The 25718-nt window shown below is 49.3% G+C and carries 24 protein-coding genes; 22 read left to right on the top strand and 2 right to left on the bottom strand.

The annotated features are described in order from the left end of the window. Positions 1-215: 215 nt before the first annotated feature. From tig to I2B62_RS11295, 22 genes are all read left to right on the top strand, one after another. A complete protein-coding gene (gene tig / locus I2B62_RS11400) occupies positions 216-1502 on the top strand; it encodes a trigger factor (protein WP_195269204.1) in 1287 nt (428 codons plus the stop codon). A gap of 19 nt (positions 1503-1521) precedes the next feature. Further along, the gene (gene clpP, locus I2B62_RS11395; RefSeq protein WP_195269463.1) at positions 1522-2103 is read left to right on the top strand and encodes an ATP-dependent Clp endopeptidase proteolytic subunit ClpP; all 582 of its coding nucleotides are present in this window, start codon (positions 1522-1524) and stop codon (positions 2101-2103) included. Between the two features lie 11 nt (positions 2104-2114). Continuing rightward, entirely contained in the window at positions 2115-3380 is a 1266-nt protein-coding gene (gene clpX / locus I2B62_RS11390; protein ID WP_195269203.1) for an ATP-dependent Clp protease ATP-binding subunit ClpX, read from the top strand. Between the two features lie 86 nt (positions 3381-3466). Further along, on the top strand, positions 3467-5851 hold the full coding sequence (gene lon / locus I2B62_RS11385) for an endopeptidase La (RefSeq protein ID WP_195269202.1): 2385 nt from the start codon (positions 3467-3469) through the stop codon (positions 5849-5851). After that, on the top strand, positions 5848-6429 hold the full coding sequence (yihA, locus tag I2B62_RS11380) for a ribosome biogenesis GTP-binding protein YihA/YsxC (RefSeq protein ID WP_195269201.1): 582 nt from the start codon (positions 5848-5850) through the stop codon (positions 6427-6429). The genes lon and yihA overlap by 4 nt, the downstream gene beginning before the upstream one ends. A 66-nt stretch (positions 6430-6495) precedes the next feature. Beyond that, positions 6496-7443, top strand: a complete 948-nt coding sequence (gene queG, locus I2B62_RS11375; RefSeq protein ID WP_195269200.1) for a tRNA epoxyqueuosine(34) reductase QueG — start codon at positions 6496-6498, stop codon at positions 7441-7443. Between the two features lie 69 nt (positions 7444-7512). Then, a complete protein-coding gene (gene gltX / locus I2B62_RS11370; RefSeq protein WP_195269199.1) occupies positions 7513-8997 on the top strand; it encodes a glutamate--tRNA ligase in 1485 nt (494 codons plus the stop codon). A gap of 34 nt (positions 8998-9031) precedes the next feature. Continuing rightward, positions 9032-10291 (top strand): protein translocase subunit SecD, encoded by a 1260-nt coding sequence (gene secD / locus I2B62_RS11365; RefSeq protein ID WP_195269198.1) that lies wholly within the window; start codon positions 9032-9034, stop codon positions 10289-10291. A 15-nt stretch (positions 10292-10306) separates the two neighbouring features. Then, the gene (gene secF, locus I2B62_RS11360) at positions 10307-11251 is read left to right on the top strand and encodes a protein translocase subunit SecF (RefSeq protein WP_195269197.1); all 945 of its coding nucleotides are present in this window, start codon (positions 10307-10309) and stop codon (positions 11249-11251) included. A 63-nt stretch (positions 11252-11314) separates the two neighbouring features. Continuing rightward, positions 11315-13387 (top strand): single-stranded-DNA-specific exonuclease RecJ, encoded by a 2073-nt coding sequence (gene recJ, locus I2B62_RS11355; RefSeq protein WP_195269196.1) that lies wholly within the window; start codon positions 11315-11317, stop codon positions 13385-13387. Positions 13388-13413: 26 nt separating this feature from the next. Next, positions 13414-13932 (top strand): adenine phosphoribosyltransferase, encoded by a 519-nt coding sequence (locus I2B62_RS11350; RefSeq protein WP_195269195.1) that lies wholly within the window; start codon positions 13414-13416, stop codon positions 13930-13932. Positions 13933-14016: 84 nt separating this feature from the next. Then, positions 14017-16194 carry a bifunctional (p)ppGpp synthetase/guanosine-3',5'-bis(diphosphate) 3'-pyrophosphohydrolase gene (locus I2B62_RS11345; protein WP_133967615.1) on the top strand — a complete coding sequence of 726 codons (2178 nt, stop codon included), beginning with the start codon at positions 14017-14019 and terminating at the stop codon, positions 16192-16194. An 8-nt stretch (positions 16195-16202) separates the two neighbouring features. After that, positions 16203-16655: a D-aminoacyl-tRNA deacylase gene (gene dtd / locus I2B62_RS11340; RefSeq protein WP_195269194.1), complete on the top strand. Its 453-nt coding sequence runs from the start codon at positions 16203-16205 to the stop codon at positions 16653-16655. 10 nt (positions 16656-16665) lie between these two features. Beyond that, positions 16666-17295, top strand: a complete 630-nt coding sequence (locus I2B62_RS11335) for an MBL fold metallo-hydrolase (RefSeq protein WP_195269193.1) — start codon at positions 16666-16668, stop codon at positions 17293-17295. 3 nt (positions 17296-17298) lie between these two features. Beyond that, positions 17299-18744, top strand: a complete 1446-nt coding sequence (gene hemZ, locus I2B62_RS11330) for a coproporphyrinogen dehydrogenase HemZ (RefSeq protein ID WP_195269192.1) — start codon at positions 17299-17301, stop codon at positions 18742-18744. A 26-nt stretch (positions 18745-18770) separates the two neighbouring features. Beyond that, complete coding sequence (locus tag I2B62_RS11325) at positions 18771-19211, top strand: GNAT family N-acetyltransferase (protein ID WP_195269191.1); 441 nt, start codon at positions 18771-18773, stop codon at positions 19209-19211. A 126-nt stretch (positions 19212-19337) separates the two neighbouring features. After that, positions 19338-19940 (top strand): TetR/AcrR family transcriptional regulator, encoded by a 603-nt coding sequence (locus I2B62_RS11320; RefSeq protein ID WP_195269190.1) that lies wholly within the window; start codon positions 19338-19340, stop codon positions 19938-19940. Further along, entirely contained in the window at positions 19933-20778 is an 846-nt protein-coding gene (locus I2B62_RS11315) for an ABC transporter ATP-binding protein (protein ID WP_195269189.1), read from the top strand. The genes I2B62_RS11320 and I2B62_RS11315 overlap by 8 nt, the downstream gene beginning before the upstream one ends. Then, positions 20775-21449 carry an ABC transporter permease gene (locus tag I2B62_RS11310; RefSeq protein ID WP_195269188.1) on the top strand — a complete coding sequence of 225 codons (675 nt, stop codon included), beginning with the start codon at positions 20775-20777 and terminating at the stop codon, positions 21447-21449. The genes I2B62_RS11315 and I2B62_RS11310 overlap by 4 nt, the downstream gene beginning before the upstream one ends. Further along, the gene (locus I2B62_RS11305) at positions 21446-22153 is read left to right on the top strand and encodes a hypothetical protein (protein WP_195269187.1); all 708 of its coding nucleotides are present in this window, start codon (positions 21446-21448) and stop codon (positions 22151-22153) included. Before I2B62_RS11310 ends, I2B62_RS11305 begins: the two co-directional genes overlap by 4 nt. Positions 22154-22252: 99 nt before the next feature. After that, positions 22253-23071 (top strand): nitroreductase family protein, encoded by an 819-nt coding sequence (locus I2B62_RS11300; protein WP_195269186.1) that lies wholly within the window; start codon positions 22253-22255, stop codon positions 23069-23071. Continuing rightward, positions 23071-23325, top strand: a complete 255-nt coding sequence (locus I2B62_RS11295) for a TfoX/Sxy family protein (protein ID WP_347707817.1) — start codon at positions 23071-23073, stop codon at positions 23323-23325. Before I2B62_RS11300 ends, I2B62_RS11295 begins: the two co-directional genes overlap by 1 nt. A gap of 62 nt (positions 23326-23387) precedes the next feature. Here the strand turns inward: I2B62_RS11295 and I2B62_RS11290 are convergent, their stop codons facing one another. After that, positions 23388-24767 carry a uroporphyrinogen decarboxylase family protein gene (locus I2B62_RS11290; RefSeq protein WP_195269185.1) on the bottom strand — a complete coding sequence of 460 codons (1380 nt, stop codon included), beginning with the start codon at positions 24765-24767 and terminating at the stop codon, positions 23388-23390. 158 nt (positions 24768-24925) lie between these two features. Beyond that, a complete protein-coding gene (locus tag I2B62_RS11285; RefSeq protein WP_195269184.1) occupies positions 24926-25582 on the bottom strand; it encodes a Crp/Fnr family transcriptional regulator in 657 nt (218 codons plus the stop codon). Positions 25583-25718 lie beyond the last annotated feature (136 nt).

Below are 25718 nucleotides of genomic sequence, written 5' to 3'. Positions count from 1 at the left end.
TATTAATCCCGGGGTTTTTATATGACAGGCAAAATCGGCAACTTGGGCCTGATTTTTTGCAATTCAGGCCTGAAATCTTGAAGTCTACCTTAAAAATGCGTTATAAAAGCCGAAAATTTTTAAAACAAAGCGTTTCTACGCTTGATATGGCATAATTCCTATGTTATACTTAGGAAATTGAGAATGTTTATAATTAGAGCTATGTGGAGGATAATATGAGCGCAAAAGAATTAAGTAATGAAAAAAATATAGTATCAGTTGAGATTACAGTATCAGCTGAAGACTTTCAAAAAGCAATTAAACAGTCTTACAACAAGAATAAAAAACATTTCACCATTCAGGGTTTCAGAAAGGGCAAAGCGCCCAGAAAACTCATTGAAGCACACTATGGCAAAGGCGTATTTTATGAAGACGCCATTGATTTCGCTTTCCCGGACGCATACAAAGACGCGCTGGACGAATTGAAGCTTGAACCTGTAACCCGTCCGGAATTACAGGAAGTTAAGGAAGCCAGCGAAGACGGCGCGGTATTTATTGTAAATATCGGCCTGAAACCAGCTGCGACGCTCGGTGAATACAAGGGCGCGGAAATTGAATCCCTTGAAGCGGTTATTACCGACGAAGATATCGATGCAGAGCTCACCCGTATGGCGGGTATGAACGCCCGCATTATCACTGACGAAAACACTGAAGCCAAAAAAGGCGATACAGTAATCATTGATTTTGTTGGAAGCATTGACGGCGTGCCGTTTGACGGCGGCGCAAGCAAAGGCTATACACTGGAGCTGGGCAGCAATGTCTTTATCCCAGGCTTTGAGGATCAGCTGATAGGCACAAAAGCCGGCGAAGAAATTGATGTAAAGGTTAGTTTCCCGGAAGACTACCAGCAGGAAGATGTTGCCGGTAAGGACGCTGTATTCAAGACAACTGTTAAAGAAGTACAGGTTAAAGAGCTGCCGGAAATTGACGACGAATTTGCAAAAGATGTCAGTGAATTTGATACCCTGGACGAGCTGAAAGTCAGTGTTGCTGAAAGATTAAAAGAACAGAAAACAACAGAACTGCGCAGAAACGCGGAAAACAAGGTCATTGACTTTGCGGTTCAGAATGCAGAAATTGACATTCCATACCTGATGGTTGTAGAAGAGCTGGACCGAACCCTGGATACATATGACCGTCAGTTAAGCGGCCAGGGCCTGAGCCTGAAAGATTATCTGGGCTACATGGGCTCAACGGTTGAACAGTTCAGAGAAAGCATGAAAGAAGATGTTGAACGCAATATCAAAGCAGATTTTGTTTTAACTGAAATTGCCGAAGCTGAAAAGCTGGAGCCAACAGAAGAAGAAATGGAAGAAGAAATCAAACGATATGCCGCTTCCATGCAGCAGGATTTTGAAGAATTTAAAAAGACAGTGAACGAAACGATGGAAGGTTACATGAAGACCGATATCAAACGCAGAAAAGCCATCGATTTCTTAGTCGACGCCGCACAGGTTAAATAATAGGGGTATAACAATGAATATGAATCTTGTCCCTATGGTTATTGAACAGACGGGACGGGGGGAACGTTCTTTTGACATTTATTCACGTTTGCTGAAAGAACGGATTATTTTCCTTGACGGGGAAATAAATGATACAACATCCAGTCTGATCGTAGCACAGTTAATCTTTTTAGAAGCGGATAATCCAGACAAAGATATTGAGATGTATATTAACAGCCCGGGCGGTTCAATCAGCTCCGGGTTTGCCATTTACGATACCATGAACTTTATCAAATGCGATGTCTCCACCATGTGTGTGGGCATGGCGGCATCCATGGGCGCTTTTTTGCTGGCGGCCGGTGCCAAAGGCAAGCGCAGGGCGCTGCCAAACAGTGAGATCATGATCCATCAGCCTCTGGGCGGCGCCCAGGGCCAGAGTGTCGATGTGGAAATATATGCCAAACGTTTGATTAAAACGCGTGAAAAGCTCAATGAAATTCTCAGTGATAAAACCGGCCAGCCCATTGACGTTATCGCAAGGGATACTGACCGCGACAATTTTATGTCCGCTGAGGAAGCGTTAGAATATGGTCTGATCGATCAAATCGTCAGTTCCAGATAAGAGGAATTAATATGTCAAACGAAAAAGATGGAATCAAACAGGTTTGCTGTTCTTTCTGCGGAAAGAGCCAGTCTCAGGTAAAGCGGATGGTTGCAGGACCAGGCGTCTACATTTGTGATGAATGTGTGGCCCTGTGTGAAGAAATCATTGCCAATGACTACGTGCCAAAGGAAATTGATTTTGAAAATGTACCGACGCCCCGTGAGATTAAAGCAATGCTTGACGAATATGTTATCTCCCAGCATCGGGCAAAGCGTTCGTTGGCCGTAGCGGTTTACAATCACTACAAGCGTATTAACGCCATGCTGGACGCTGATGATGATGTCGAATTACAGAAAAGCAATATTATTTTAATCGGACCTACAGGCTCTGGCAAGACCCTGCTGGCCCAGACACTGGCGCGGGTGCTGGATGTACCCTTTGCCATTGCGGATGCCACCTCTCTGACAGAAGCCGGCTATGTAGGCGAAGATGTTGAAAATATCCTGCTCAAGCTGCTTCAGGCAGCCGATATGGACGTTGAACGCGCTCAGAAGGGGATCATCTATATTGATGAAATTGATAAGATCTCCCGAAAAAGCGACAACCCGTCCATCACCCGCGACGTCAGCGGCGAGGGTGTGCAGCAGGCCCTGCTGAAAATTCTCGAGGGAACCGTTGCCAATGTGCCCCCCCAGGGCGGCAGAAAACACCCGCATCAGGAATTTATTCAGCTGGATACCTCCAACATTCTCTTTATCTGCGGCGGTGCCTTTGACGGCATGGACGGGGTCATTGAGCGGAGAATGGAAAAGGGCTCCATGGGCTTCAGTGCAACCATTAAAACCACTGACGAAAAAGCCAAAGAGGTGCTTCTCGACAATATCGAACCTCAGGATCTGCTGAAATACGGCCTCATTCCTGAGTTTATCGGCCGTATCCCGGTCATTGCCACCCTTCAGAATTTAGACGAAGAGGCCTTGATCAATATCCTGACCGAACCTAAAAACGCCCTGGTCAAGCAGTACAAAAAGATGTTTGAAATCGAAGGCGTAACGCTGGAATTTGAAAAAGATGCTTTAAAGGCCATTGCCGAAAAAGCCCTGCAAAATGGTACCGGCGCCAGAGGCCTCCGTGGTATTATTGAAAATATCATGACAGACATTATGTTTGACATTCCTTCTGAGGAAGGCGTGTCAAAGGTTATTATCACGAAAGATGTGGTCGAACAGCTGGAAGCGCCCGTAGTGGAAACACAGCCGAAAGCCAGCGAAGAAAAGACGACCAGTGTATCTTAGAATACCTGTAAAAAAGCAATCTTATGGGATTGCTTTTTTTATAACTGAAAGACATCCCCTTTTATCTCTTAGAAAGGAGCAATAAAATGAACATTGAGAATGATGAAATGACTTTAAATAATCATATCCAAAACCCAGTCGGCCTGTCCGAAGATATTAAGGATGAGCAGAAGGGTCTGCCCATGATTCCCATGCGCGGTATGAGCGTGTTTCCGGGAATGGTGGTTCATTTCGATATCGGCCGGGACAAATCCATTCAGGCCCTTGAGACAGCCATGACAAGGGATCAGATTGTATTTCTGACCGAGCAGAAGGATATAAAAATCGAAGACCCGGAACCGGAAGATATCTACAGTGTTGGCTGTGTGGCTAAGGTTAAGCAGATGCTTAAAATGCCGGACAACCTCACCAGAATTCTCGTAGAGGTCCAGGAAAGGGCGAAAATTATCGAGTATATTCAGTACGAGCCCTTTTTTGAAGTGCTCTACGAGCCGGTTCAGAGCATTTACTACGACACCAAAGAAAATCAGGCGCTGATCCGTATGATCCGTTCGGCCTTTGCGACCTATATGACTATGACCCGGAAGATGGCCACAGACCTGCTGGCCTCGTTGGATCTTGTGGATAATCCGGACAATCTCATTGACCTGATCTGCGCCAACTTGGTGCTGGAAAGCAAGGACGCCCAGCGTATTCTGCAGGAAACTGATGTGGAAAAACGCCTGATGATCACCTACGAGGTGCTGGTCAGCGAGCTGGAAATGCTGCGGATCGAACAGAATATTGACGCGAAGGTAAAATCTGAGCTGGATAAAAACCAGCGTGAGTATGTGCTCAGGGAACAGATCAAGGTTATCCAGGAAGAGCTCGGCGAGGGCGATGTCATCGACGAGATCGAGGATTACCGTGAACGCCTGGCAGCGATGGACGTCAGCGACGAGGTCCGGGAAAAGGTCACCAATGAGATTAACCGGCTGAATAAAATCCCGGCAGGCTCATCGGAGGCAGGCGTAATTGAAAGCTATATCGAGTGGGTTCTCGATCTGCCCTGGAATATTATGACAGAGGAAACCCTCAACGTGGTGGAAGCGAGAAAAATTCTCGATCACGACCATTACGCGCTGGAAAAGGTCAAGGAGCGTATTCTGGAATACATTTCAGTGCTTCAGCTGTCAAAATCTTTAAAATCACCGATCCTGTGTCTGGTGGGACCGCCGGGGGTTGGTAAAACCTCCATCGCCAAGTCCATTGCGCGGGCGCTGAACCGCCCCTATGTGCGCATGTCCTTAGGCGGCATGCGGGATGAGGCGGAAATCCGCGGACACCGCAGAACCTATGTGGGCGCGATTCCGGGACGGATTATTTATCATTTGAAACAAGCAGAGGCCATGAATCCACTGTTCCTGCTGGACGAAATTGACAAGCTCAGCCAGGATTTCCGAGGGGACCCGGCGTCAGCGCTTCTGGAGGTTTTGGACCCGGAACAGAACAGTACCTTTACGGACAATTATCTGGAGCTTCCCTTTGATTTGTCTCATGTCATGTTCCTGACCACAGCCAACTCCCTCTCCACCATTCCGAGACCATTGCTCGACCGTATGGAAATTATCGAGGTCAACGGCTATGTGGAAACAGAAAAACTGGAAATCGCCAAACGCTACCTGATTCCAAAGCAGCTGGAAATCCACGGCTTAAAGGCCAGCAGCTGCAAGATCAGCCAGAAAGCCTTACAGAATATTATCAGCTATTATACCCGTGAGTCCGGTGTCCGTGAGCTGGAACGCCAGATTGCCCGTGTGTGCCGTGTGGCCGCCAAGGAAATTGTGGAAAACGGCAAGCAGAGCGTCTCTGTTACGCAGAAGAATCTGGACAAGTTCTTGGGCATGGAACGTTACTCCTTTGACACCATGAACAATGTCAAGGAGGTGGGCCTGGTCAACGGGCTTGCCTGGACTTCTGTGGGCGGCGAAACCCTTCAGATTGAAGTGGTCGTTGTCAAGGGGACCGGCAAGATTGTGATCACTGGTCAGCTTGGCGACGTTATGCAGGAATCTGCCAAGGCCGCCATCAGCTATATCCGTTCCAAAATATCAGAGCTGGGCATTGCCGAGGATTTTTACGAAAAGAACGATATTCATCTCCATGTGCCCGAAGGTGCAGTGCCAAAGGATGGTCCATCCGCAGGGATTACCATGACCACAGCGCTGATCTCTGCCCTTACCGGCAAGCCGGTACCGCAGAATCTGGCCATGACAGGTGAGATTACCCTGAGAGGCCGCGTACTGCCCATCGGCGGACTGCGTGAAAAGCTGACCGCCGCGCACCGCGCAGGCATCAAGGAAATTATCCTGCCGAAGGAAAACCAGAAGGATCTTGAGGAAGTGCCGGATATGGTGCTGGATGCCCTCAATATCCACCCGGTCAGCAAAATGGAAGAAGTTACAAAAATTGTATTCGAGGAGCTTAAATGAAAGTAACCCAAGCCGAGATCGTCATCAGCGCGGTCCAGCAAGCCCAATATCCCGAGGATAAACTGCCCGAGATCGTCCTGCTGGGGCGCTCCAATGTCGGCAAATCCTCCTTTATTAACACACTGATCCAGAGAAAGGGGCTGGCCCGTACCAGCTCCCAGCCTGGAAAGACCCAGACGATGAACTTCTATAAGATCAACGAAGCCTTTTATTTTGTGGACATGCCAGGCTATGGCTACGCCAAGGTTTCTAAAAAGGAACGCGAAAAATGGGGCGTTATGATTGAGGAATACCTGCAGAAGCGTGAGAACATGGTGCTGGTACTGCTGCTGGTAGACAGCCGCCACGAGCCCACAGAGGATGACCGTCTCATGTACGACTGGCTGACCTATTACGGCCTTGATCCGGTTATCATTGCGACAAAGGCCGACAAGATTTCAAAGGTACGCCAGAAAAAGGCTGTGGACAATATTTTTAATACCCTGCGGCCAAGAAAACGGAGTGATGTTATTCTGTTTTCAGCAGCTACTAAGCTGGGTAAAGAAGAAGCCTGGGAAGTAATTGAAGAACGGCTTTAAATTTTAAGTAAAAGCAGGCTTGCAGAACATAAGCCTGCTTTTTATTTTAGCTGCCGGAGGAAAAAGATGCTGAAGGAAGAGGAAATCAGACAAGCCGCCAGAGCGGCCGGAATTAAAATGATCGGCTTTGCAGAGCCGAACCCCCTGACAGAGTGGCTGGAGCCGCTCGAAAAGCGCAGGGAACAGGGAAGGCTCACAAGCTTTGAGCGCACGCCGCCAGCCAAGCGTATTGACTACGCTCAGGCCTTTCCAGAGGTAGAGGGAATCATCGTTATCGGTCTGCCTTACTGCGCGGAGCTGCCGGAGCCCGGGGAGAGTCCGGCCCGTGGAAAGCTAGCGGCGGTCGCCTGGGGACAGGATTATCATGAGAGGGTCACAGAAAAAATGCACGGCCTGATGGCGCGGCTGAAGGAAAGCGCTCCGTCGCTTGACTACCGCTGCTATGTGGACAACAGCCGGCTTTTGGACAGGGCAACGGCCTGGCGGGCAGGACTGGGCTTTTTTGGAAAAAATAACACGCTGATCAATCCACAATACGGCAGCTTCTTTTTCATCGGACAGATACTGGTAAACAGTCCCATCGACTTTGAGCCTGTCCAACCATTGGAAAGCCGCTGCGGTTCCTGCCGCCGCTGTCTTTTGGCCTGCCCGAACCAGGCTCTGGGAGAAGGCTATACGCTGGAGCCAGAGCGGTGCGTATCCTATCTGACCCAAAAGAAAAAGCTTTCGGCAGATGAAGAAAAGCTTCTGGGCACGGTTTATTTGTACGGCTGTGACGACTGCCAGCGGGCCTGTCCCTGGAACAAAAAAAGCCTGGAAGGCAGGGCGGGCTGGCCCGGAATAAAACTGGAAAGTGTTTATCCGTCACTGGAGGATACCGAAGCAGTCAGTGCGGAGGATTTTGAAAAGCAGTTTGGAAAAACAGCGGCCGCCTGGCGCGGTCGGGAAATCCTTGCCCGAAATGCAAGAATTATTAAAAATAACCGAAAAAATCATGCTAAAGACAAGAATTAATGCTATAATAGTTAGCGTGTAATAATTATAGAACCTTGATTATCGATATCAGTTTAGAAGGAGAATTGAATGATTAGAGATCGTTTTGCTCCAAGCCCCACTGGCAATGTGCATGTGGGCAGCTTGCGAACCGCCTTATACAATTATTTGTTTGCCAAAAAGAATAATGGACAGTTTTTACTGCGCCTTGAAGATACGGACCGTACCCGCTACGAAGAAGGGGCGGTGGAGAATCTGCTCAACGCCCTGATGGTAACCGGTGTGGTACCGGACGAAGGGCTTTTTGAGGAGGACGGTAAAATTGTGCAAAAGGGCGGCTGCGGCCCGTATATCCAGTCCGAACGTCTGGATATTTATAAAAAGTATATCGACCAGCTGCTGGAAAACGGCCAGGCCTATTACTGCTTCTGTACCAAGGAGCGTTTGGACGAGGTGCGCGAAAAGCAGAAGGCAGCCGGCGAGACACCGCGCTATGACGGACATTGCCGCAATCTGCCAAAAGAGGAAGTGGAAGCGCGTGTCGCAGCGGGTGAACCCTATGTTATCCGCCTGAAGCTGCCGGAAGACCATGTCGTCGCCTTTGACGATGCAGTCCGCGGCAGAATTGAGATTAACACCAACGATCTGGACGACCAGGTATTGATTAAAACCGACGGTTTTCCAACCTACCATTTCGCCGTTGTCATCGACGACCACCTCATGGGCATTACCCATGTTATCCGCGGCGAGGAGTGGCTTCCCTCCACACCCAAGCATGTGTATCTGTACGAATGCTTCGGCTGGGAACAGCCTCAGTACGTCCACCTGTCCAATATCCTGAACGACGATCATAAAAAGCTCAGCAAACGCCAGGGCGACGTATCCGTCGGGGATTTCCTGAAAAAAGGCTATCTGCCTGAGGCTCTGATCAACTTCCTGGCCCTTTTGGGCTGGAGCCCTGAGAACGAGCAGGAAATTTTCTCAATGGATGAACTGATTGAAGCCTTTGACCTGTCCAGAATCAATAAATCCGGCGCAGTGTTTGACCGGGCAAAGCTGGACTGGATGAACGCCCACTATATTAAGGAGCTGCCCATCGGGGAACTGACCGGACGTATGATCCCATACCTGCTGGAGGCTGGCTACATCACTCAGGCGGATGTTGAGAGCCGCATGCCGTGGCTGGAAAAGGTTGGCGAGCTCATGCGTGAGCGTCTCAGCTATTTTGCGCAGGTGCCCGAGGAGACAAAAATGCTCTTTGACCGCGGCTTTGAGATTACAGACCCGGAAAGCCTTGATATCTTAAAGGAAGAAACGGTTCCGGTGCTTTTTAACGCCCTGGTCGAAAAAATCACAGAAAGCGACGTGGTGGATACCGAACGGGCCAAAGCGATCTTGAAGGAAATCCAGAAGGAACACAAAGCAGAAAAAATTAAAGGGAAAATGCTTTACATGCCTACCCGTATCATGCTGACCGGAGAGATGCACGGCCCGGATTTGACACTGATTATGGATGTACTGGGCAAGGAAGAGCTGTTACTGCGCCTTGAGAGAATGCGCAGCATGATCCATTAGAAACGACGAATGGTTAAGTAGAGGAGGAAAGTGTGTGAAAGAAAAGGTTAATACTAAAAAGACCATCACACTGGTTATTTTTATTGCAATTCTTGCGTTTTGCGGCTACACGCTGTTTCATGGCATCAGCGTGGGGATTTATGACATTGGAAAAATCGGGGACCATGTACATTATGGACTGGATTTGACCGGCGGGGTCAATGTCGTGCTTCAAGCTGAAGCGACAGACGACAGCGGTATTACGTCTGAAAAAATGGACAGTACCGTCGCTGCCATAAAAAAACGTGTGGATTCCATGGGCGTTAGCGAAGCCCAGGTTTCAAAACAGGGTGAGGACCGTATCCGAGTGTCCATCCCCTCAGTACAGGACCAGCAGCAGGCTCTGGATATGATCGGTAAAACCGCTCAGCTGGAATTTGTGGGTCCGGACGGCGAGGTCATTCTGACCGGTAAGGACGTTGTGGATTCCAAAGCTGTTCAGCAGAAAACGAGCAGCGGCCTGGAAGAAGCAGTGGTTACCCTGAAATTTAACGACGAGGGCACCCAGCTTTTTGCCGACGCGACACAGAAGTACCTGAACCAGCAGATATCCATCAAGCTGGATGACGAGGTTATCAGCAGTCCCAAGGTCAATGTGGCCATTACCAATGGCGAGGCAGTGATCGAGGGAATGGCGGATATGGAAGAGGCCGGAAATCTGGCTGAGCTCATCCGCGGCGGCGCGCTTCCAGTTAAGCTGAGCCCCATTGAAGTTACTACTATCGGGCCGACCCTTGGGCAGGATTCCCTGAACCAGAGTCTGATCGCCGGCGCCATCGGTATCGCGGCTGTTCTGGTATTTATGCTTATTATGTACAGAGGCCTTGGCTTTATCGCCGACATGGCCCTGATTGTTTATATCATGCTTGACTTAATCCTGATGGTTTTTGCCAATGTCACGCTGACCCTGCCAGGGATTGCTGGGATAATTCTTTCCGTGGGTATGGCTGTCGATGCCAATGTTATTATCTTTGAACGTATTAAAGACGAGTCACGCTCCGGAAAATCCATCAATGCTGCCATTGACGCGGGCTTTAAGCGGGCCATGGGCACCATTATTGACTCCAACGTCACGACGCTCATCGCAGGCTTTGTACTGTTCTTTATGGGCAGCGGCAGCGTTCAGGGCTTTGCTGTAACGCTGATTCTCGGTATTATCGTGAGCTTACTGACCGCAGTTGTCATTACCAAGCATCTGACCAAGCTCGTCATTGGTACGCATCTGTTTGGCAGCGGTAAGTTCTATGGAATCTAAGGGAGGAGCAGAAGGATGAAGACATTAAAACTAGTTGAAAAAAGTAAAATCTGGTTCAGCATCGCAATCGTTCTGGTTCTTATCAGCGTAGGTTCCATGCTTGTAAGAGGCTTGAATTTCGGGATCGACTTTGTGGGCGGTACCATTGTCACTATTGACCTGCACACACAGTTCAATACCGACGATGCGCGCCAGATTACGGATCAGTACGACAAAAGCGCGGAAATCACCTACGCCGGCGATGGACAGGACCGTATTGTTATCAGTACCAAGGAAAGCCTGGACACCGATCAGCGCAAGGAGCTGTTTAATCAGTTTAAGGACAAATACAGTCTTGAGGACAGTGACCTGATCTCCGTTGACACGGTCACAGCCACCGTTGGTTCAGAAACCGCGCGCAACGCGGTCATCGCTTCCGCGGTAGCCGTTCTGCTCATGCTGATCTATATTACCTTCCGGTTCGAGTTCTATTTCGGCCTGTCCGCGGTAATTGCCCTGATCTACGATATTACCATTGTTATCGGGGTTTACGCCCTGTTCCAGATTCAGGTCAACGCGCCCTTTATTGCGGCTATTCTGACCATTCTGGGGTATTCCATCAACGATACCATCGTAGTGTTTGACCGTATCCGTGAAAATGAAACCCGGATCGGTATGCGTGACATTGACGAGCTGGTTAATGTGAGTATTTCGCAGACCCTGAAGCGAAGCATCAACACGGTTGTAACGACACTGCTGGCCATTCTGGCCCTGTATATCTTTGGTGTCGATGCCATCAGAAGCTTTGCCCTGCCGTTAATCGTCGGGATTGTCAGCGGCTGCTACTCATCAATTTTTGTAGCCAGCCCGCTGTGGGTACAGTTTCAGAGACGGTTCCCCAACTCTAAGAGCAATAAAAAGAATAAGAAAAAAGCGGTTTCAAATACCAATAAGGGTAGAAATAAACAGCCGCAGGTATAAAAGTGAGAAACCAGGAGCCGGCTGCACGGTTGAGCAGCCGGTTTCTTTGTATAGAGGAAGCATATGGTAAATACAATTTGGAAAGAACGAAAAAGTAAAACAGAAGCAGACCCAGAGGCCATCGGCGAGCTGATGGAGGAATGCGGTCTGACGCCCCTGTCGGCCAGACTGCTGGTTAAGCGTGGATACGATACTGCCGATAAGGCAATGGCCTATCTGGATCCGGATTTTTCGGATTTTTATGATCCCTTTGGGCTGCCGGATATGCAGAAGGCCGTCGACCGGCTTCTGGAGGCCAGAGAGCAGGGTGAAAAGGTCTGTATCTACGGCGATTACGACGCAGACGGAACCACGGCCGTATCCATCCTGATGCGCTATTTTAAAGCCATTGGCATCACAGCTTTTTACCGGATTCCCAACCGTCTGGAGGAGGGCTACGGAATGAATATTCCGGCGCTTCAGGCAGTGATTGAGGACGGAGCCAGCCTGATCGTGAGTGTGGATAACGGTATCGCTGCCCACGAACAGGTGGATTTCTGCAACGGTAAGGGCATAGATGTGATCATAACCGACCACCACGAGTGTCAGGGGGATGTCCCTAATGCCCTGGCTGTTGTGGACGCAAAGCGTGAGGATTCTGCCTATCCCTTTTCCGAGCTCTGCGGCGCTGGGGTGGCGCTGAAAATGGTAATGGCACTGGACCGCGTGCTGGGGCTGGATACAGACCTGCAGGAGTATATCGAATGTGCGGCCATTGCCACTGTGGCGGATATTGTTCCGCTGAGGAGCGAGAACCGTATCATTGCATCCCTGGGAATTGATTACCTGAACACCCACCCGGTCAATCCTGGAATCCGCGCGCTGATCGAGGTCAGTGAGGTCAAACGGGTCAACGCCGGAAATATCGGTTTTGTTATTGCGCCAAAGATTAATGCGGCAGGGCGTCTGGGCGAAGCGGGCAAGGTGGTTGAGCTTTACCTGACACAGGACGAAGCCCAGGCGGCAGAAATCGCGTCATATCTGAGCCAGGAAAACCGGAAACGGCAGGACATTGAGCAGGAAATTTTAGAACTGGCTAAAGCACAGGTCGAGGAGCAGCACCTTGATGCGCAGGGGATTATGGTCGTGGCCGGCGACGGCTGGCATCCCGGTGTCATTGGTATTGTGGCCAGCAAGCTTCAGGAGAGCTGGTACCACCCTGTTGTTGTCATCGGGATCGATGAAGAGGGAATGGGCAAGGGCTCCTGCCGGAGTGTGGAGGGCTTTAATATTTTTGAGGCGCTCCAGAGCTGTTCTGAGTTTTTCCCCAGCTTTGGCGGCCACGAACAGGCGGCCGGGCTGAGCATTCTGGCGGAGGATATTCCGGCCTTTGCAGAAAAGGTCAATGCCTATGCTGCGGAAAAGGGCGTCAGCCGCCTTCTGACCAAAACAATGTATTACGACGGCGTTATGGAAATTGACGAGGTGAGCGAAACACTGGTCGAGGAGCTTGACCAGTTTGAACCCTATGGCGTAGGCAACCCCGGTCCGGTATTTTTGATGGAAGGCCTGAAGCCCCAGGACGCCCGGAAAATGGGGAGTGACAAAACACACCTCATGTTCTCCATACCACCCTACCGCTGTGTGGGCTTTGGAATGGGGGCGGCTCTGGACAATGGAACCGACGGTCAATTTTCTATCCTATGTAAACCAGAAATTAATTGCTTTCGAGACAAAAAAAGCGTACAATTATTATTAAAAGATATTAAACGGTCGCCTTTTTACCATAACCAGTCTGCCTACAACCTGATTGAGCAGATTAAAAACGCGCCGGCGGCAGAACTGCCGGAGCTTGGACTGACAGCGCTTGACCGGGAAGCCATGAACCTTACCCGGGAAGACCTGAAGCTGATCTACACCCTGATGCGCCAGGTGCAATTAAAGGGAGCCGCAGTCGATCAGATTGTTCGGAAATTTGAGACGCTCAATGTCTTTAAGCTGCTGGCAGGTCTGAATATTCTTCAGGAGTCTGAGCTTATCCGTTTCAGGCTTAAAAAGGGCGTGGTTTTTTGTGAAATTCTTGCGTCAAATGGAAAAAAGGATATTCAAAAGGCGCCGTTAATGGTAAAATTAAGAACATATCTTGATTATGAATGATTAATAAGAAAAGAGAAGGATACGAAATGGATATTAAGAGCAAAATCGATATTTTTGAAGGTTTTCCAAAGGAAGGAATCAGTTTTAAGGACATTAACAGTCTGATCCGCGACCCGGAGGCATTTAGATTTGTCATTGACGAATTTCACAAAATTGCCAGGGCGCTGGACGTCAACCTGGTCTGTATTCCAGAGGCAAGGGGCTACATTTTTGGGACGCCGCTGGCCTATCTCCTGAACGTTGGACTGGTTCCGGTGCGTAAGCCCGGCAAGCTGCCAGGCGAGGTGGTAGCAGAGGAATACGACCTTGAATACGGCACCAATACCGTCGAAATTCAGAAAAGCGCTATCAAGCCCGGGGACCGTGTGGTTATCATTGACGACCTGCTGGCAACCGGCGGGACCATGAAGGCGGCCATCGACCTGGTAGAAAAGCTCGGCGGCGAGGTCTGCGGCGCACTGTTTTTAATAGAACTGACGGAGCTGAAGGGTCGGGAAAATCTCAAGGATTATTTTGTATCCAGCTTAGTACAGTATCCGGTATAAAACACTGAGAATGGCCGGGGCTTTTTAGCTTCGGTCATTCTCTATCCAGTGTAGGCACTTATAGAAATAAAGGTGGGCAGAACCATGGCAAACGAAGCAATAGAACATAAAATTGATAGTTTAATCGAACTTGTGAAAAAGAACAATCCGGACGCAGACACTGAGATGATCCTGAAAGCATATCATCTGGCAGACGGGGCCCATAAGGACCAGAAGCGCCTGTCAGGCGAAGCCTACATCATTCACCCTGTTTCGGTTGCGTATATTTTAGCAGAGTATAAAATGGATACGGAAACCATAGTTGCTGCCATTCTGCACGATGTGATCGAGGATACCTCATATACTTATGACGATATCAAAGAAATGTTCAACGAACAGGTAGCAGACCTGGTTGAGGGCGTTACCAAAATCGGTAAGATTGAGTATCAGTCAAAGGAAGAAAGCCAGGCCGAGAACCTCCGTAAAATGGTTCTTGCCATGTCTAAGGATATCCGTGTTATCCTGATCAAGCTCGTCGACCGTCTGCACAATATGCGGACTCTGGAGTATATGAAGGAGTCCAAGCAGATTGAAAAATCCAGAGAAACGCTGGACATATACGCGCCCATTGCCAACCGCCTGGGGATACAGACCATTAAGGCAGAGCTTGAGGACCTTGCTCTGAAATATCTGGATCCAGACGGCTATTATGACCTTGTTAAAAAGGTCAAGATGAAAAAGCAGTCCCGAGAGGAATACATCAACAAGGTCATTAAGATTTTGGAGAAAAAGATTGATGAGGTGGGCATCGAGGCTAAAATTTATGGCCGGTCCAAGCATTTTTATTCCATTTACAGGAAGATGAAGGCTCAGAACCGAAACTTTGACGAGATCTATGACCTCATTGCCGTGCGTGTGATTGTGGACAGTGTAAAGGACTGTTACGGCGTTCTGGGCATTGTCCACACCCAGTGGAAGCCCATTCCCGGACGTTTTAAGGACTACATTGCAATGCCCAAGCCCAATATGTACCAGTCGATCCATACCACGGTCATCGGGCCAAACGGGGATCCTTTCGAGATCCAGATCCGGACCAAGGAAATGCACGAGACAGCAGAGTACGGGATTGCCGCGCACTGGAAATACAAAGAAGGTATTACCGACAGTAACAACAAGGAGCTCCGGTATGAAAATAAAATGTCCTGGCTCCGCCAGATTCTTGAGTGGCAGAAGGAGCTGGACAACGCCAATGACCTGGTGGAAACCATCAAGGTCGACCTGCTCAACGAGGAGGTTTATGTGTTTACGCCCCAGGGCAAGGTGGTTGAGCTGCCAATGGGCTCCTGCCCCCTGGATTTTGCCTACCGTATCCACAGCGATGTCGGGAACTCCTGCGTCGGGGCCAAGGTCAACGGGAAGATCGTTCCCCTCAATTACACCCTGAACAATGGGGACATTGTGGAGATTATGACCTCAAAAAACTCCAACGGCCCAAGCCGGGACTGGCTGAACTTTACCAAGAGTGCCCACGCCCGGAATAAAATACGGCAGTATTTTAAGAAGGAAGAAAAAGAAGAAAACATCGCCAAGGGCAAGACCATGCTCGAGCGCGAAATCAAGCGCGAAGGCCTCCAGGATACAAAGCTTCTGAGCACGAGCGAGCTGGAAGTGGTCAGCGATAAAATGGGTTATAAGACCCTCAGCGACTTTTATGCTGCCATTGGCTACAGTGGCGTGAAAATAGGAACCGTTCTGCAAAAAATGCGGTTGCTTTTCCCCAAAGAGTTTCCAGAGCCCGAGGAAGAAGTGGTTATTAAAAAGACCGCCAAGCTTAAGAAATCCAACAGCAGTGTTATTGTGGCGGGACACAACGAAATCGACGTGCGTTTTTCAAAATGCTGCAACCCAGTACCGGGAGATAAAATTGTGGGCTATATCACCGTTGGCCGGGGAATTTCCGTCCACCGGACCGATTGTCCCAACGTGCTGGGAATGACAGACCCCAGCCGCATTGTCGACGTTGAGTGGAACAAATTTGGCATTGGCGGCAGCTTTACAGCCGAAATACAGATTAAGGCCCGCGAGAAACAGGGACTGCTCATTGAGATTTCCAAGATTTTCCTTGAGATGAATATCCCACTCACTGCCTTAACCGCCAGGAATGAAAAGGGCGAGTTTGACTATTTCTCCGCGACCTTTGAGGTCAAGACAAGGAGAGAACTCAATCTTCTCATAAAAAACTTGAATAAAATACCGGAAATTATCAGCATTCACCGTGTATAGGAGCGAACATGAGAGCAGTTATTCAACGTGTAAAAGCATCAGAAGTCAAGGTTGGGGACCAGGTGATCGGATCCATTGGCCGTGGCTTTAACCTCTTGTTGGGTATAAAGGAAGACGACACAGAAAAGGACATGGACTACATCATCCAGAAGACCGTTAACCTGCGTGTATTTGAGGATGAAGCGGGAAAGATGAACCTTTCCCTGCTGGACGTGGGCGGCGAGCTGCTGGTGGTTTCGCAGTTTACCCTTTACGGGGACTGCCGTAAAGGACGCAGGCCAAGCTTTTCCAAAAGCGGTCCTGTGGACGCGGCAAAGGAAAAATACGAGCTCTTTCTGGAAAAGCTGAGGAAGGAACCGGTCGTCAAAATAGAAACCGGAGTGTTTCAGGCAGAGATGGAAGTATCCATTATCAATGACGGTCCGGTAACGCTTCTGTTAGACAGCGAAAAACAGTTTTAGGAGAAAAAATATGATGAAAATAGTAAAATTAATGGTTGGGCCAATGGCGTCCAACTGCTATATCGCCTGGGATGAAGACACCAAGGACGCCGTTATTATCGACCCGGGCTTTGAGGACGACCGTATTATGGAGACTGTGGAAAAGCACGGTCTGAAGGTAGGAAAAATCCTGCTGACCCACGGTCATTTTGACCACATCGGCGGCCTGGAAAAAACAAAGGCCCAGACGGGCGCCAAGGTTTATATCTACGCGGATGACGCCGATACCCTGACCTCTGCAGGTAAAAACCTGTCCACTATGATGGGGCGGCCCCTGACTCCGGGGCCGGCAGACGTACTGCTAAAGGACGGTGACGAAGTGGAAATCAGCCCGGAGCTAAAACTGACCACGATCCACACACCGGGCCATACTGTTGGCAGTTGCTGCTTTGTGGGCGAGGATGTGATTTTTTCTGGAGATACGCTGTTTGAGGGCTCCATCGGCCGGACCGATTTTCCGGGAGGCAGCTATGAGGATATGATGAAGTCTCTGAGCCGGCTCATGACCTATGACGACGAAATGACCGTGCTGCCGGGCCATGGTGAAAATACCGATATCGCCTACGAGAGAGCGCGTAATCCTTTTATTGCCAGAGGTTAGCCCTTGGAAAAGCTAAGCTTTACCCTGGCAGACCGCCTTTACGAATATCCCTGCTTCGAGCTGTACCAGCAGTTCAGGCCTGAGGTTCCCGTCGTGTTTAACGAGGCCCTGGAGGACCGGATTGACGTGGATTTAAATGACATGAGTTTGGTGCTCACCGCTGTGGAAAAAGGCGAAACCATTCTGCAAAAAGAATACGATTATGAAAAGAAACCCCTGGATAAGCAATCCTTCAAAGGGTTTCTTTATCTATTTCTATGTGAATTATTTGGACATACTCTGGACTGGGGAACCATGACCGGTATCAAACCGGTCAAAATGGCCCATAACCTGCTGAAGGCAGGACAAAAGCCTGAGCAGGTGCAGCAGAGCCTGATGGAAAAATATCAGGCCTCAGAAGAGAAAATTGAGCTGATAACAGGCATCGCGCAGGGAGAGATGGATATTATTTATCCTCTCAGCCAGCAGAAAGTGAGCGTATACTTAGGGATTCCTCTTTGTATTGCCAAATGTGCTTACTGCTCCTTTATCTCAACGGTGGCGGATAAAAAACGAACCATTGTGGCTGAATATTTAAAAAATCTGCTGTATGAGGTCCGCCGTACCGGCCGTTTTCTCAAGGATAAGGGCATTGTGGCCGATACGCTGTATATTGGCGGAGGAACCCCTTCGATTTTGGATGAGGAGCAGCTGGAAAATCTGCTGGCCGCTCTTGATGAGTCGCTGGACCTGAGCCGCCTCAGGGAATACACCTTTGAAGCCGGACGGCCTGAGACCACCAGTCTCCGTAAGCTGGAAATACTCAAGGCCCACGGTGTGGACAGAGTCTGCCTTAATCCCCAGACCATGAACGCGGACACATTGGCTGCGGTTAACCGGAACTACCCGCCGCAGGCCATTTTAGAGACCTATGACGCCATCCGCCAGGTGGGGTTTGAAAGTGTAAATATGGATTTGATTTTAGGCCTGAACCACGAAAGCGAGGAAGCCTTTATGCGCTCGTTAGACCAGGTTATTGCCTTAAAACCCGAAAACATCACTGTGCACTGTCTGGCTGTGAAAAAGGGCTCTGCCATTAAAACAGCCACCGGCCGGCAGGTTGAAAATCTTTATTCACGGGCCTTCTGCACCAACGTCCGGGAAGAGCTGGGGGAAAGAGGGTATCATCCCTATTATCTGTACCGGCAAAAATATACCCAGGGTAACGGCGAGAATATCGGCTACTGTCTGGAGAGCAGGGAAGGTATTTACAATATCCTGATGATGGCAGAGAAACAGTCCATTATTGGTATTGGCGCAGGCTCCTCGGGAAAGCTCTATATACCGGAAATCGACCGTTTTGACCGGATTTTTACTGTGAAGGATGTTAAGACCTACAACGAACGCACCGAAGAGATTGTGGGAAAAAAGATGGCGCAGTATGAAGCTTTTTTCGATGAAAGGGTATAACACAATTAAAAATGGAAGTGAAGAATATGATTTTTATTGAAATGACAGAAAAACATTTAAAGGAAGCCTCAAAGCTTTTTGCCAGAGCCTTCAGCACACCGCCCTGGAAGGACAAGTGGACACCCGAACGTGCCGAAAAACGCCTGGAGCTGATGCTCTCAAACAACAGCGCTAGCGCAATGGTAGCCATTGATGAACATGAGTACATGGTCGGAATGATTCTGGGGGACTATGAGTACGAAGATACCAGAATGGCCTTTCAGATTAAGGAGTTCTGCGTTGATGTCAGACACAAAGGCAAAGGAATAGGCACAAGGCTCCTGGCTGAAATGACCGAACATGTAAAAAAGAACGGTGTTGAGGAAATCATTTTAATGACCCTGAGAGCGCCGGAAACCCATGAGTTTTATAAAAATCTCGGCTATTCCGATGTAGATGAATGGCTGATGATGCACAAAGAGCTGTAGAGATGATACGACCTGCCGGCAGACAAACGGCAGGTCGTTTTTTTATTTTCTTGACAGAATATGCAATGCGTGTTATTATTTGACTAATAAAATTAAAATAGTCAAATAAATAAAAAGGAGATAAAAATGCCGAAGGCTTATTCAGAGCAGGAGCGGGCTTATATCCGCCGTAGACTCCGCGAGGAGGCGGGGTTATGTATCAGGCAGTTTGGAATGCGCAAGACGTCTGTCGATGAGCTGGTGCGCCGGGTCAATATCCCAAAGGGAACCTTTTACCTGTTTTACCCCTCGAAGGAAATGCTTTTTTTCGAGGTGATGAAGGAATTCCATGACACGATACACACAGAGGTTTTAACGGCAGTGGAAGCGCTGAAGGGCGATATGACCCCGGAGGCTCTGACAGAACTGCTCTTCAGATTTTACAAAATGACAGATGAAAGCATTCTCATGCCGATGATCGCAAATGGAGACCTGGAACTGCTCATGCGCAAGCTGCCCGATGAGGTGGTGGAAGAGCACCACGCCCAGGACGATTTCAGCGTCGAACAGCTGACAGCAATGCTGCCCGGCATGGAGGGGAAAACCCTTGAGGTTTTCAGCGGCGCCTTAAGAGCAGTATTTTTATTGATTCTGCATAAAAGGGAGATTGGTTCTCCGATATTTGACGACGTTATGAAAACACTGCTGCGCGGCGTGGCGCTCCAACTTTTTGAGGTGAAAAATGATTAAGGTAGAAAATTTAAGCTTCAGCTACACCCATAAGCCATTTATCAAGTCAATCCGCTTTGAGGTTGGCCGAGGGGAAATATTTGGATTTTTAGGTCCGTCTGGCGCGGGAAAAAGTACTTTACAGAAAATACTGACGGGGGTGCTGCCCGGCTATGGCGGCAGTGCTGTGGTCAACGGGAAAGAGGTAAGGGAGCATAACAACAGCTTTTATGAGCAGATTGGCGTGGATTTTGAATTTCCGAGCTTCTATGAAAAAATGACCGGACGTGAAAACCTTGAATTTTTTGGATCTCTTTATAAAGGCCCCCTGCTGCCAATTAAGGAGCTTTTAGAATGCGTTGGCCTGGAAAAGGATGGGAGTAAGAAAGTGTCGGCTTATTCCAAGGGAATGAAATCCCGGCTTAATTTTGTCAAAGCGATCCGGCACAATCCGGATATTCTGTTTTTAGACGAGCCCACAAGCGGCCTGGATCCTGTAAGCAGCAGCCATATGAAGGAGATGATTAAAGCACAGCGCAGTCAGGGCAAAGCCATTATTCTGACCACCCATAATATGCAGGATGCCACAGAGCTCTGTGACCGGGTCGCCTTTATTGTCGATGGTGAAATGAAAGCAGTGGACACGCCCCACCGCCTGATCATGTCAAAGGGCGCCGCCAGGGTCACCTACACCTATATGGACGGCGGTGAAAAAAGTGCGGACTGTCCTCTGGATGCTCTGTCAGACGATTCTTTATTGGCGGGACTGATCAGAAGCAACCGCCTGTTGTCTATCCACAGCAGCGAACCGACACTCAACGATATTTTCATAGAAATGACAGGGAGGGCGCTGCAATGAGAATCGTGGGCCTGCTGAGGGGAGACATCCGACAGCAGTGGAAATATGGATTCTACGCGCTGTACCTGATTCTGACAGTGATCTATGCCGGTGTGTTGTCCGTACTGCCGCCAGACTGGCGGGAGGCCGGCACTGCGTTAATTATCTTTTCAGACCCGGCGGCGCTGGGGCTGTTCTTTATGGGTGCTGTCATTCTTCTGGAAAGGAGCCAGCGGGTACTGGAATCTCTGACGGTTTCGCCCGTGCGGCCAGAGGAATACATCTTCTCAAAAGTGGTATCACTGTCTCTGATCGGCACCCTGACCGCAGCTGTGCTGGGTATGGTGGGAGGCAGTCCGAGCCTGCCGCTTTTATGCATCGGCACATTTACCGGTGCGATGCTTTTTAGTATGGTAGGGCTGACGGCAGCAACCAGGATTTCAACGCTCAACCAGTTTATCGTGCTGACCGTGCCCATTGAGCTCCTGATTTTGGGCCCAGCGGTTTTGTGGGGGACCGGTTACCGGCCCCGGATGCTGGGTCTGCATCCGGGTGTGGCTGTTTACCAGCTCATAAGCGGCAATCCAGATTGGACGGCCCTCAGTCTGCTGCTATGGCTGGCAGCTGCCTTTGTTATGGCAAGGGCGGCTTATATCAAGATGACGAAAAGCCTTGGGGGTGTAACGCTATGAGAGCACTGAGCCGTTCGTTTTCCTGCTTTATTCGTCAGATTGCGGCAGATCGGATGCTGATTCTGGTATGTGCGGCGCCGCTGTTCTGCGGCATTTTTTTCCGCTTCGGCCTTCCGGCGATGGAGCCGCTGCTGATACAATGGTTTGGCTTCGGTCTTAAGCCCTATTATCTGCTGATGGATCTGTTTCTTTCCAGTGTTACGCCTTATATGCTGTGCTTTGTATCCGCCATGGTTATTCTGAGCGAGGCCGACAGCCATATGAGCACTTACCTCTGTGTCACGCCGATTGGTAAAAAGGGCTATCTGGCTTCACGGCTGGTTTTTCCCGCGGCACTTTCTGCTCTGGCCTCCTTCTTTGTGCTGGCGGTTTTCAGACTGGCTGTGGATTCAGTTCTGTTAATGGCCGGTATGGCTTTGCAGTCCGCAATTCTGGGAATGCTGGCAGCCATGCTGATTGTCAGCCTGGCCTCCAACAAGGTGGAGGGGATGGCGATCAGCAAGCTGTCAGGCCTGATTTTGTTTGGGATGGTGGTTCCCTTTGTGCTTAAGGGAAACGAGAAGTATTTTTTTAGCCTGCTGCCATCCTTCTGGATTGCCCAGTGGGCCGTGGCACCGGACATTTATCCCTTTCTCTTATTCATTGTCACATCCGTCCTTTGTTTTTGGGCCTTGTGGCGTCGTTTTGCATTAAAGCTGACTTAGCGCATGGGGCTAAAACTTGAAATTTTTCCCGGTTGGTGGTATTCTAAGAGCAACACTTGGTATCATATCAAACACGGATGCCAGGGAGAGGTGGTAAGGATGAAAAAATCGGTAATAGAGGCGATGAAAGTCCGCCGTTCGATACGCAGCTACAGCAAGCGTCCCATGCACCACGCAGCAGAGGGACAGCTTCAGGATTATCTGCGGCATATTGAGCATCCCTTTGATGCACGAATAAGAGTAGAGTTAATTAAAACCGGTGAATACCCCGGAAGTCATCGGTTAGGCACCTATGGAGTCATTAAAAATGCACAGGCTTTTTTTGCCGTGTGCTGTGACCGGAGCGATTTTGCGGAGGAGGCCCTGGGCTACGCCTTTGAGAAGGTCGTGCTTAAAAGCACACAGCTGGGGCTGGGTACCTGCTGGATTGGCGGAACCTTTAACAAGGGCGCCTTTGCCGATGCTGTTCAGCTGAGGGCCGATGAAATGCTGCCCATCGTATCCCCGGTCGGCCAGGCCTCAGCCAAGCCGTCCATGGTATCCAAAACCATGAGCCGGGTGACAAAACAGCGCTCCCGGAAACCCTTTGAGACCATCTTTTTTACAGACAACTGGAACATTCCGCTCACCCAGAAGAGCGCAGGTGATTTTGGCGTACCGCTGGAGATGGTGCGCCTGGCGCCATCCTCAAGAAACTGTCAGCCCTGGAAGGTACTTGTCACGCCTGAGGGCGCACACTTTTACCGCCTGGCGCCGCGCAGCCTGAACCGCATTGACATGGGCATTGCCCTGTGCCATTTCGATCTGGCCTGTCAGGAACTTGGCCTTGACGGAGCGCTGGAAGTAATACCGGATGCCGTTGAGCATACGCCCGACAATGGATTTTATACCATGTCCTGGATAAGAAAGGAAGTGTAATGATGTCACAACTGGAGAAGCTGCCAAACATTGGAAAAGTGGTGGCCAGAGAGCTGGAGGCAGTCGGGATTGATACCCCGGAGAAGCTGCGGGAAGCTGGGACCAGAGAGGCCTTTCTAAAATTAAAGCAGAACGATCCTGGCTCCTGTCTGCATAAGCTTATGGGACTGGAGGGTGCGATTCAGGGCGTTCGGAAATATGATTTACCCGATGAAGTGAAACAGGAGCTTAAGGATTGGTTTAACAGCCTGTAGAGCCTTCGCTATATAGAAAATAACAAGCGCCGCGAAACAGAGTTTCGCGGCGCTTTGCCGTCTCAGACGAGAAGGTACATAAAGAAATTGATCAGCTCGTTGTTAAGCTGTGACAGGTTCCCTCTGGCAATCTCAGGAACCAGTGGGTTTTCGGCTTTAAAAGCTTCCCAGGTGGTCAGGTATTTAGACTCGATCGGTCTGAAATTAGCCGGATCAAAGACAAAGCCCTCTGCGTTCAGCGGGGTGCCGCAGGCTTCGCCAGCGTTTTTATAGACACCATATTGCGCAACCGTTTCGGATAAGGCAGCCCAGTTATCAATGTTGACTTCGTTCAGGAGGAATGGGTTTTTGTCAAAGTGGAAGTAGTAGCCGCCGCCAGGCATCATGATGTCGAGCAGCTCTCTGGCTTTGCTCACGACCTCCTCCTTGGTGCCACGAAGAGCTGAAACAGGGAAAAGCCCCTGGATAATCATCTTATCGCCCAGCTTATCCTTAATCAGCTGAGGATCGCCGAACTCAAACCATATCTGTGTCCCGGCAGGGAAATCCTGCAGAACATCCAGATAGCGTGTCCAGTCATCCTCACAGAAAATATTACACCGTACGCCAAGGGCGGCGTACTGCTCGATCATGGTTTTAAAGGTCGGCAGCCACAGGTCAAGGAAATCCTTTTCGCGCATAAAGGTTGGCATATGCAGCGGAATAAAGACGGAGCCTTCGGCGTTTGGAACCGGTGGGCGGCCCCACTCAAACAGCACTGGCAGAAGCGCCTCACAGGCTTCCTTAAGCTCACTGCGGTGGCGGCGTATATCCATACTCACACCGCTGAAGCTTCTGAGCTGGTCGGCGATAAAATCAAAGGGAGCCTCTGTCATGCCCGAGGAACCGGCCGGAGCGCCGGGATAGTGGCCGCCCTGTTCGGTCATTTCCATAAACCAGGGCAGTGAGGCGTCGATTGATTTGTTAAGGCTTGACTGAGCCTTCATAATCGTCGCGGCGGTTTTGAATCCATCTGCGGGATCAAGATTTTTATACTGGCGGGGAATAACCGTCTCCATTAAAAAGGTAAAGGGATCGTCGATCAGGGCACGGTACTCGTCAGGCTGCATGCCGACAACTTCAGGATGCTGGACAACACCGTTCTTTCCCATCACAAAAGACTGAGAGCCCAGGATCTGGTAAAATTCTGCCGGACGGTTAAGAACCTGGCTGCACGGGAGGATCGGAGTTACATCTGAGATAATTCGTTTCTCCAATGCCAGGGCAGGCTCGCGCAGGCGCCCATAATCATACTGATAGTCGAAAAGGTTTTGTCCGCCGTATTCTGCTACCAGATAGTGAGAAATCATATAGCCGGTGGGTACATGATCGGGAATTCGGTTGTTATAAAAATCGTGGAAATTTTTAATCCGGTTTTCTTGTAATTTCTTATTATCACTCATTGAAAAACACCTCTCTTTTGTTGCTTTGAAAAACAGGCCTGTAACGATTTCAAATATAAGCCGATTATAGCACAATAAAAAAGACTGTATATCTTTTAAAAGACATAACAGCCCTATAAAATATTAAAATAATAAAATTTTAAGGAAAAATAAAAGAATTAGCCCGTATATGGGCCGCGTTCCTGTAGCTTTTTGATGTTTTTTACGATGATTCGGTTTCTGGCGGTTTCAATGATCCCTTCCTCACGCAGCTGCTTCAGGTATTTTGCCACGTTGGCCCGGTTCATACCTACAAAGCTGGCGAGATCATCCTGGGAGATCAGAACGACCGGATCGTCGCTGTTGACAACAGCACTGTACAGGAAATGCGCGATTTTCTCAAGTCCGGTTGAAAAGAGCTGGTTGATATTGTCCTCGATCAGCAGCACAACCAGCCGCATATAGGCGTCGTACATGGCCTGATTCAGCTCGGGATTTTTGTTAAGATAGTGTCCTAAAAGCTTGCGGTCAAAGGCCAGGGCCTTGAGCTCTGTAGCAGCTGTAAAGATTAGAGAGCTTTCAATTTTATAATCCCCCGGGTAGTAAAGCGGCGCGAAGGTGTAGGGACCATAAAAAGCAAACGCCTTGATATGACCGCTTTCGTGGAGAAAGGAGGTGCGGATCATTCCATCCAGCACGTAGTATTCCTTATCCAGTGGCGCGCCCACGCCGCTGAGCGGCGTATCCTTTTTACATTCAAAAACAGTGTGCTCAATGGACGAAAGATAGTCCTCAAACGGCTTAAAATCGTTGCCGAAATAATATTGCAGGTGCATTGAAAGTTCCTCTCTAATTCTGATTTAAGTTAGTATATCATGTTTTTGTTCATAATTGCTTAATACTGCGCCTGAACTGCTTTATGTAAAGTTATTGGATAAAGCCCAGAAAAAGCGCCCAGCCACTTGACATAAA

This window comes from Eubacterium sp. 1001713B170207_170306_E7, from assembly GCF_015547515.1.
Lineage (GTDB): Bacteria > Bacillota > Clostridia > Eubacteriales > Eubacteriaceae > Eubacterium.
Note: the sequence above shows the minus strand (reverse complement) of the source record. Positions and strands in the feature narration are given on the sequence as shown.